This is a genomic window from Streptococcus caprae (assembly GCF_042649745.1).
Lineage (GTDB): Bacteria > Bacillota > Bacilli > Lactobacillales > Streptococcaceae > Streptococcus > Streptococcus caprae.
The window spans coordinates 239,843-247,498 of sequence record NZ_JBHRZV010000049.1 but is presented as its reverse complement, the minus strand read 5'-3'; the positions used below and the strand labels follow the sequence as shown (position 1 = coordinate 247,498).

General features: G+C 45.1%; 5 protein-coding genes. All 5 read right to left on the bottom strand.

All coding sequences use genetic code 11. The features are described 5' to 3' along the window. Positions 1 to 2,434: type VII secretion protein EssC (gene essC, locus ACFORF_RS07460; protein ID WP_380426905.1), on the bottom strand; the 2,434-nt coding region annotated here is incomplete at its 3' end. A gap of 11 nt (positions 2,435 to 2,445) precedes the next feature. Continuing rightward, positions 2,446 to 3,711 (bottom strand): type VII secretion protein EssB, encoded by a 1,266-nt coding sequence (essB, locus tag ACFORF_RS07455; protein WP_380426903.1) that lies wholly within the window; start codon positions 3,709 to 3,711, stop codon positions 2,446 to 2,448. Then, positions 3,708 to 3,950 (bottom strand): EsaB/YukD family protein, encoded by a 243-nt coding sequence (locus tag ACFORF_RS07450; RefSeq protein ID WP_380426901.1) that lies wholly within the window; start codon positions 3,948 to 3,950, stop codon positions 3,708 to 3,710. The genes essB and ACFORF_RS07450 overlap by 4 nt, the downstream gene beginning before the upstream one ends. Continuing rightward, the gene (locus ACFORF_RS07445; RefSeq protein WP_380426899.1) at positions 3,951 to 4,406 is read right to left on the bottom strand and encodes a hypothetical protein; all 456 of its coding nucleotides are present in this window, start codon (positions 4,404 to 4,406) and stop codon (positions 3,951 to 3,953) included. Next, positions 4,403 to 7,525: a type VII secretion protein EsaA gene (esaA, locus tag ACFORF_RS07440; protein WP_380426897.1), complete on the bottom strand. Its 3,123-nt coding sequence runs from the start codon at positions 7,523 to 7,525 to the stop codon at positions 4,403 to 4,405. The genes ACFORF_RS07445 and esaA overlap by 4 nt, the downstream gene beginning before the upstream one ends. Between the last annotated feature and the right edge of the window lie 131 nt (positions 7,526 to 7,656).

Sequence of the window (7,656 nt, the reverse complement as noted above, 5' to 3'; positions counted from 1 at the left end):
TCTGGTCATTGACCACCCCAGCGGGTTTTTGGGTCGCCAGAATCAGGTGAATCCCCAGGGACCGTCCGATACGGGCGGTCGACACCAACTCGGTCATAAACTCAGGCTGGTTGGCCTTGAGCTCCGCAAATTCATCCGAAATCAAGAAGAGATGAGGCATGGGCTCAGGCACTTCGCCCAGCTTGTACTTCTTCTGGTACTGGTTGATGTGGTTAACCTCATACTGGGAGAAGAGCCGTTGCCGGCGCTTGAGCTCCGCATTAATGGAAACCAGGGCCCGCATGGATTGGGCACCATCCAAGTTGGTGATCGTCCCAAGCAAGTGAGGCAGGTCTTTAAAGAGGTTGGCCATCCCTCCACCCTTGTAGTCGATGAGGAGAAAGGCCACATCGTGGGGGTGGAAGTTAACCGCGAGAGACAGGATATAGGACTGGATAATCTCAGACTTCCCAGACCCCGTCGTCCCCGCCACCAGACCGTGAGGCCCGTGGGCCTTCTCATGAAGGTTGAGGGAGACGATGTCCCCTTGTCCCCGCAGACCCAGAGGTACCGCCAAGGACTTGTAAGGGGCGTTCTTCTCCCAACGCTGGGGCACGTGGAGGTCTTCAAAGTCCTCTGCCTCATAAAGTTCCATAAAGGTTACTACATCAGGGATGGAGGACTTGAGGTTCTCCAAGTGATTGAGGGGCGCGAGGCGCCGTGGCAGGCTTTCCTTGTCATAGTCCGCTGGGAAGTGGTCCAGGCGAAAGTCCTTCTCAACCAGGTTCCCCTCTTCGATAACCAACTGGCCGGTATTGCGGTCCTTGATGGTCACGATGGTCTTGACATTCTCAGACAGGCTGGAGAGGACATCCTCGACGAAGATCAGGGAACACCCAAGCTCGGTTGGATCCTCCGTGAAGAACTCCATGATGACATGGTCCATGATCAACTTCTCATCCGTCACCAGCACCACATAGTGGGGACGAAAGAGCGACGACTCCCGCACTTCCTTGCTTTCTATCTGAGCCTTGCGGAACTTGAGAATCTGATTGAGGCTATTGAGCACCTGGTCTCGGGTCCGTTGGTTGTAGACAAAGCCACGGACATTCATCTCCTGCAGGGTCGCATGTGGCAACCAGCGCATCCAGTTCCACTGGTCTTTCTCCTCCTCAGGCAGAATCGTGATGAACTGCACATCGTGGTAAGAGTGGAAGACCGACAACTGGTAGACCATGAGCTGGAGCTGTTCCAAGACCAGGTCACGCGGTCCGATATAACCAACAGGCCCATGCTTGAGATTGGCCACAATCGGCATGTCATCGATCAAGAGATGGTCTGAATAGAGCGTGTAGCCCTCAACCTCCAGCGGGTCCTTGACCCCAGAACGTTCCGTCTGCGAATAGCTGAGCTGGTGACTGGTCGGCACCTGACCCAGACCCAGACGGTAGTAGAGAAAGTCAAAGTGCTGGGGCGTCTTTTCATAGATGCGGTGGTCGTATTGCTCCGTCAAGGCATCCAGAGTCTCTAGAGACGGATAGTGGTAGAGCTGACCTTCCTTTTGGGCCTTATCGAGCTTGGACAACTCCATGGACTTGTCCACCAGATAAAGCTTATAGGAACGAATCCGGTCCGCCACCTCATCTTTATGCTTGCGACGGTTCTTAAAGTAAGACTGAACCGCAAAAATCGTTGACACGATAGACATCCCCACCGTTACTAGGATATAAATCCCACGCGGTTGGAAGATGGTCACCACCAATGTCATGGTCACCATGAGCAGAGGAGGTAAAATCGTTCGTAACAGTTCCCCTTGGGGCGGTTTAGGCTCCGCACTGGGCGCATTGAGAGTAATCTTCTCCTCACTAGGACGATAAATAATCCGAGGAGAACGGTGATAATCAGGGTAGTCTGCGTAAAAGGCATAGCGAGAATGAGCGACTTCTAAAAGCTCTTGGGAAACCCTTGCCTCGCCTTGGATGTGGAGTTCATCTCCATAAAACTTAATCTTCTTATCTTCTACGGCCAGTTCACTACCAAGTTTCAGTTGAACCGATGGTGCTGTCAGCAGAATATTGTCAACATAGATTTGACCCGAAAGCTCCTGAAGTTCCCAAACCTGATCTTGAGATTTTCGGATGATAAATTGACAAGGATACTGAGGCCATTGAATATCTGCACCGACCTGATCTGACAGAAGAAGCTGATTCTTTTGAAGTAATTTATAGACGCGTCTTTCCTGTGATTGAAGGTAGACTCGAGTATCTCCTAGTTTTATACCTGAGCTAATCTGACCCTGGTTTCCTTCAAAGGTAAAATCTACCACTTCTCCACTCAGGGTTAGTGTGATTGCATCCGTTATACCAGGAAAGACTTGGGAAACAAGGACAGCCTTACCGGCTTGGAGTACAAGTTCATAACGAAACCCCTTGGAATAGATTATAAGTGTGACCATTCCATCTCCTCCTATTTCCCACTCGTCGTTGAGGCATCACTCATCGTCGCATCTTCTGAACTCGTTGTCACAGATGTTTCTGTCTCCACACTGTTTCCATCCTTATCTAAGGAATCGGTTAAGTTAGTAGACCGTTGTTCCCAATAACGTTCGTAATCAGAGGTTAATTCGTCCAACTTTTCTTCACGTTCTTGACCAGACAGGGTTGAATTTTGACGCGTTTCCTGGATTTGAGTAGCCAGGGCATAGAGAATCAAGTCGACATCGTCCAATCGCTTGGCAGTATCAACAGCAGTCTCCGTTTCTCCTCGTCCGATGGTAATCCAGTAATCCAAGTAGAGTTCATCCGACTTGAGTGTTACATTGTTAAGGACGATGGTCCGCTGTTCATCGCTGAGATTTTCAAGAGTGACAAAGGCCGTTGCCAATTCATACTTCTGCGTATAAGGAAGTTTGCCGAGTGACACATGGTCCAATTCATCAATCAGGGTCGAATAGTCTTGCTTGATGAAAGCCGTGTCGGCATCCAACATATTCTGCATAAATGGCCCTCGGACAAACACCAAGTAAATCAGAGGCACTAATAGCAAGACTGCCAGAACGGAAGACCAGATGGACGCATACTTGAACAGTTTAAACTGTTGCTTAGACACGCGCGAGGTCTGTTTGTCTTCCTCTTGAGATTTCAAACGGTACAAGTCCTTGAGGTAATCGGTTAAACTCTTAAAATCCCCCTGTTGCCGTAACTGACTCAAAAATTCAGGAACCTCAACCACTTCTAGCGCTCCCTCATAGAGATCCGTGAAGGACTCTTCGGTAAACAGGGTCATGATTAGACATTTCACCTGACGGAGCAAGTCATCCTCACTCTTGGTCAAGGGAACCATAATCCCTGGCAAACCACGATGCGCTAGACGAAACTGGCCATTTTTTGTGATAAAAACATTCTCAGGATGCAATAAGAAGGAAATCGGAAGGTCTAAAGCTGTCTGAAACTCTGTAATGTTCAAAGATAGACGGAGCTTTTCCGCTAAAGATTGGGCCTTTGCTTGGGTAAAGGTCCGGCCATCCTCTTCAAGCTGGTAGCTGAAATTCACTTGGTCAGCGTCCACCTGATAAGTGAGCGGAAGAAAGAGTGGATGCTGCACATTCAGTAACAACAACTCACTGGTGTCATGTGTGGCAATAGCGGAGCGCTTGATTGGCACCTCCCAACGGTCTGTTTCCTTATTCACCACGAACAATTGCTTGTCAAATGTAAATTCAGTCCTTGTCATTCAAATTCCTCAATTTCTATCACATCTCCACTGGTTACGGGGTAATCTGCTAGGACTTTACCTTCATCAAGTAGAATGCCTTTGTTTACCACTCGTAGTTGGCATTTGCGCATCATAAGTGGTAAGCCAAAAATTTTGTTTAACTCCATGATTAAGGTCCGTACTTCAATACGTGTTGGTATACGCAAGTCCCTTGAGACACCCTCTCTGATTAAACTAATATTGATATGTTCTTGCATTTAACCCTCGCTTATATATACACGGTAGGACAGGTAACTTGCTCCAGCTATGGTCAAGAGAACCAGTCCTACATATCCAATTTGAATCCAAGTTCCTGCCGTCATTTTATAATCATAGGCTGAATCGACCTTGGTGTTAACCATGACCGAATCACCTTGAAACAAGTCCATTGTTTCAAGATTAATGGCTTTGATATTCCCTTTTTTAAAGAGTTCTTGTCGATTCGCTTCAAATGCAGCCTGTTTTTTATCTTCTTGAATTTCCAGAAGTTCTTGGTCTTTTTCCGAAAACAATCCTTGAATCAACTCAGATTGTGTGCCCAAGTCTCCCTTGTCTATATCTTGTTCAAGACGACTGCTGTCGATAATCAGAGGGGACTCTCCCAAATCATCTGCCTTAACAGGAAGGGTTAGACACAGTCCTAAGAGTAGCATCAAGCCTATACTTTTTTTCATGAAAGTCCTTCTTGTGTATGTGACGCTTTCTGTCCGCTCGGCCATGTGAAGAGGGTATTAAGCACACTAAGTGCAATAATACCAGCAATCGTCAAGAGGACGAAGAGAAGACTAGCTGTTCGTCCGTCAAAATAACCAGACAATTGATTTTCAAGAACCGATAAGAGGTTGAGTGATTTTAGGGTTGCAGTTGATCCTGACAAGTTAACAGTTGTCCCGATTGCATTTGATAAATAGACGAAACTGATAATCATGAAGAGAATCAAGCCCATCCCTAAAGCTCTGAGATTTTTAAGGAGGAAGTATTGTCCCTGGGTTAATAGGAAGCTAAAGAGCACCACTAAAAGTACCCAAATCGGAACATACTCGCTCTCAACCATCAATTGATGGTAAGATACTAATCCGATAACCACTCCAATCAGCAGGGCAAGTGCAGAGAGCAAGGCTACGTTTAAAAAGTCTGTATGGTAAAGTTTGTCCAGTTTGAACTGATTCTTGACGCGTTTGGCTAAATCCTGTGTCGCAAAGAGGTAGGCTGTAAAGAGAGTTACCACTTCCAACAAAAGAATCCATGTAAATGGACGATAGACATTGGTCGTCGCTTTGATTGAGGAAGTCTTTTGCAAGACAGGGTTTGAAAGGAAGTCTAATAGCACTTCATTTGGAACGCCATTACTGTAGGCATTATTGAGAACAGAGGCGAATGAACTTGCAAAATCTCCACTCTCATTAAGTTCAGCTTCGAATTGTCCCATCAAAACAGAAGCCTCTGCTGAAAGGTTTTGTCCTCTCTGTTGAGCAGATTCAACTTGGCTATTAAAGTTTGTAAAGATTTGGTTAACAGAGTTTGCTTCTGTTGAGTTCGCTTCAGAACTTGCCTTGACGCTGTCAGAGGCTGATACCAAGGATTGCAACTGTGAACTGAGGGCTGTTAATCCGCTCGTTGTCTCACTTTGTGATGTATCACTCTTGGCTTGCGCATCAGTAATTGTATTGGCCTGTGTTTTCAAGCTTTCCAAGAGGGCTAATTGCTCCTTGATTTGCTCCGAAATTGAGGTGTTGGTTGTTTGAACATTCGCCAACTGGGTGGCAATGCTGTCCTTAGAGTCTTTCAAGTCTTGCAATTGTTTTGCCAGAGTCGAATCATTTGCCAGGGCCGTCTGATAGCTGGTTAGGTTGTTGGCCAATGCACTCGCTACCAGTGTTTTCAAGGCACTTCTCACATCCATATCAAGAATTTTTGTAGCTAGAACAGTATCATGGTTGTAAGCCTCTGCTGCCAGAGTTCCCACATGGTTGTATGCAGAAATAACTCGTTGAACCAAGGTATTATAGTTGGTCAGGGCTAAAATGTAATTTTCATAATTAAAGGTTGCCTTTCCCGTTCCAGCAAGTGTTGTTTGTACTACTTTTAAGGTATGATCTGTAATGGCCGGAGGTGTCGCTCCTGTTCCTGTTGCTGGCGTTGCTGCTCCAGTTGAGACTGTAGTTGTAATGTTATAGGTTGCACCAGCTGGAATTGACACTGAGTCCCCACTCTTATGAGTTTCAGTTGTTGTCTTTCCATCCGCTGTGGTAATATCTACTGACCATACTGTACTTGAATCATCAACATCACTGACAGTCAGGGTCGTGTCCTCTCCAGCAGGTGTTATCGATTTGAGACTGTTCTCATAGTCAGGCTGTAGTTTTGCTAAATCAGCCTGGGCATCCTGTAAGGCTTTGAAGAGTTTCTCATTGAATTTAATAGAGCCTGCATTGCTTGCCACAATAGTCTCTACAGCAGAGTCATACTCAGTTATCGCTGTAGAATAGTCAGTCCCAGAAAATTGTAGGAAACTTTGGATGTCTGAAACCTTTGCAGCAGGCAACTCTTCAGCTGATTTTTCAACCAAATCCGTAGCCGATTCATTTACCATTTGTGCTAGCAGAGTTTCATAGGTTGATGAACCACTTGTTGTGCTAGCAGTTGCATCTGCATTTAAGAATTCTCGTAAGCTAATCGCTTCACCCGTTGTTGTTCTAGCAAAGTAGGTATCTAGAAGCGTTTCGGCATCTGCAGCGACAGCATCAATTTGAGCCTGCAACTTATCTTTTTCAATTTGAAGACTGGCTTCCAAAGCTTCAATTTGTGCAGAAATCTGGGCAACACCAGTAGCTGACGTTACCAACCCGTTCTCATCTGTTGTTGTCGTACCAGTTATGGATTCTAATTCAGAGACCAAGGTTGCCTGTTGAGATTGCAAGCCCTCAAACAGACTTGAGGTTTCTGCATTCAAAACTTGAGTGTTCATACTTAGGATGGCTGCCGTCAATTCTTCATAGGACAAGTCCCCACTGCTATGGCGAGCAACCAATTCCTCTAAACTGGTATTAAACTCAGTTTGAGCCGTGTCCACCGCTTGATGCAAGCTAGTTACAGACATCAAAGACTCCATCAAGCTATTATTAGCTTGGAGAGAACTTTCAGATGTGCTCACCAAATTTGGAAAGAGATCCTGGAATGAGATTGCGGTATCATAGAGGTTTTTCTTGTAACTGGCAATGTTTGTCGTCTGAGTATCGGCAATTTTTTGAACATTTTGTTGAGCTGAGTAGAGATTACTCATGATGCTCACCATGTACATATCCACCAACTGCGTATTTAAGTCCGAAATAATATCTTTACCGAGTTGGTTAGCCAGGTTTTCCACTTGAAGGTTACCGTTAGCATTAACCTTATAAGTCACGGTTGTTTTTTCGACATTGACATTGTTGATATCGAGAATTTTATTAGAAAAATCACTAGGAATATAAACAACTAATTGGTAGTCTCCGTTTTTAAGACCTGCCTCAGCAATACTTCGGCTTACAACTACCCAATTGTGCTTGTCATCACGTTCAATACTCTTAATGTAGCTAGAGCCCAGATTATAGATTTCCCCACCTGATTCGACGGACTTGTCTTCATTGACTACCGCTACATTGAGCTTCTGTGAAACTTTAGAAACCTGCTCGTTTTCTGTCTGTGTTTTATTTTGAAGGTTGAAATTCAAAAAAACAACACCTGCCAACAGTAACAGGATGAGAGCTATGTTGATTGCATAGCGAATCGGTTGCGAAAGATTTATCTTTTTCATGTTTAAATTCCTATCAAATTTTAGTAAAATCTCTGAAATTACCAGAGACTACTCATACTTTTCTAGTCCGACTCCTTCTAAACAGTATGATATTTAGAAAAAGTTTCCATTTAGGATTGATTCGTAGTTAC

Coding starts and splice junctions, on each gene's coding strand:
- ACFORF_RS07445 (WP_380426899.1), bottom strand. CDS start 4,406: ATGAAAAAAAGTATAGGCTTGATGCTACTCTTAGGACTGTGTCTAACC.
- essB (WP_380426903.1), bottom strand. CDS start 3,711: ATGACAAGGACTGAATTTACATTTGACAAGCAATTGTTCGTGGTGAAT.
- esaA (WP_380426897.1), bottom strand. CDS start 7,525: ATGAAAAAGATAAATCTTTCGCAACCGATTCGCTATGCAATCAACATA.
- ACFORF_RS07450 (WP_380426901.1), bottom strand. CDS start 3,950: ATGCAAGAACATATCAATATTAGTTTAATCAGAGAGGGTGTCTCAAGG.